The organism is Companilactobacillus futsaii JCM 17355, from assembly GCF_001435505.1.
In the GTDB taxonomy this organism is placed as follows: Bacteria; Bacillota; Bacilli; order Lactobacillales; family Lactobacillaceae; genus Companilactobacillus; species Companilactobacillus futsaii.
Map to the genome: position 1 here is coordinate 1 of NZ_AZDO01000107.1, position 1,688 is coordinate 1,688.

At 35.9% G+C, this 1,688-nt stretch carries 2 protein-coding genes; both read left to right on the forward strand.

Annotation, left to right across the window (positions count from 1 at the left end; genetic code table 11):
* Window positions 1–73 precede the first annotated feature (73 nt).
* Window positions 74–742, forward strand: a complete 669-nt coding sequence (locus FC88_RS07945) for a helix-turn-helix domain-containing protein (protein ID WP_057814501.1) — start codon at window positions 74–76, stop codon at window positions 740–742.
* Entirely contained in the window at window positions 715–1,632 is a 918-nt protein-coding gene (locus FC88_RS07950) for an IS3 family transposase (protein WP_229239869.1), read from the forward strand. The genes FC88_RS07945 and FC88_RS07950 overlap by 28 nt, the downstream gene beginning before the upstream one ends.
* The last annotated feature ends 56 nt before the right edge of the window (window positions 1,633–1,688 follow it).

A 1,688-nucleotide genomic window follows, 5' to 3' on the forward strand; every position in this document is an offset into this window, starting at 1 on the left:
TTCTGCGATAATCCTTATATAGTTGACATTTCAAAATAGTATAAAAATGTTAACTCAGTAATGGAGGGATTTCATGCAGAAATATACATCTGACCAAAAAATTAAAACAGTTCAAGAATTTTTAGAATCAGATATGCCCAGACAAACTTTTGCCAAGACAAAGGGCATTCCGCCGTCTACTTTCAAAGAATGGTGCCGTATTTATAAAGTTTATGGGGCTCGTGGATTATTAAATGTTAAGACACTCAGTTATTATTCTTATGAAACAAAGATCAATGCCATCAAAGCATACAAAAATGGTGAAGGTAGTTTAAATGACATTTGTGAAAGATTCGGAGTTAAATCATCTAAGCAATTAAGATACTGGTTAATACAGTATAATAATGACAAGAATCTAACAGCGACTCCTGTTGGAAAGAAGGTCATTCAAATGTCTAGAAAGACAACACTTGAGGAACGTATAGAAGTTGTTGAGTACATAACCAATCATAAGCACTCCTATGCCGAAGCTTCAGAACATTTCAAAGTATCATATCAACAAGCACGAATGTGGGTTCTCAAAGCACGTAATGTAGGATACAGCGCTCTTGTTGATAACAGAGGTAAAAACAAGAAAAAGAAGCAGATGTCTGAGGTCGATGAATTAAAACTTGAGATCAGACAATTAAAAAGCGAATTAAACAGACGTGATGCAATTGAGGCATTCGAAAAAAAATGGAACGAAATCCAGCATGGGGAGTGAATAAACAACGCCGACAGGCCTACCAGGCAATAAAGGAAGTCTGTCAAGATCATCATGGTTGGCAATCTATTCTACTTGAATACATAGGTGTCAGCCGTCAAGCATATGGTAAATTCTTAAAACGTAAGAAAACTCAGTGGGAGATCAATAATGAGATCCTTACAGAACATGTATTACGTATTTTTGAATTGCACAATGGAAGTGTCGGAGCTGGGAAAATACTATTAGATTTAGAAGCATGTGACGACATTTCTTTTAAGGTTACCCTAAAACAAGTCAAAAGAGTTATGAGAGACCAAATGATAACCTGTGTTGTCAGAAGAAAGAAAAAGAGTCGTAAAAATAATGAGCAAGAATACATCAAAGACAATATTTTAAATCAGAACTTCAAAGTATATGAAAAATGTAAAGTTTGGTTAGCTGATTCCACCCAGTTAGAGTATGGAGTTGACCAAAGACATACGGTCCAACTAAGTGGCGTTTTAGATCTTCATGGTCGTAGAATGATCAGTTGGCACATAAGTCCTTCAGAAGATACTGAAGCAGAGATATCTGTATTTGAGAAAGCTTTTGAACGTATGGGAGATGTACATCCTATGGTTCATACCGATCGTGGGTCGGCTTACGTATCAAATAAATTTAATAACTATCTTGTAAAACATCAAGTAGTCAGAAGCATGTCCAGGCCTGGAACTCCTTTTGACAACGCACCTATAGAGCGCTTTTGGAACGATTTTAAATTAAGATGGATTGATTTACATGGAACACCTAAAACGTTAGAAGAACTAATCGTATTAGTAGAAGAAGGAATGAAATACTTCGACACCGTAGATAGATCAGAAAAAAGAAACGGCCTCACCAACGAAGAATTTTGGGGTGAGGTCGCTTAAAAAAGTTATATTATTTGAATCAAAAAAATGTCAACTTGACAAGGACGAGTGCATTC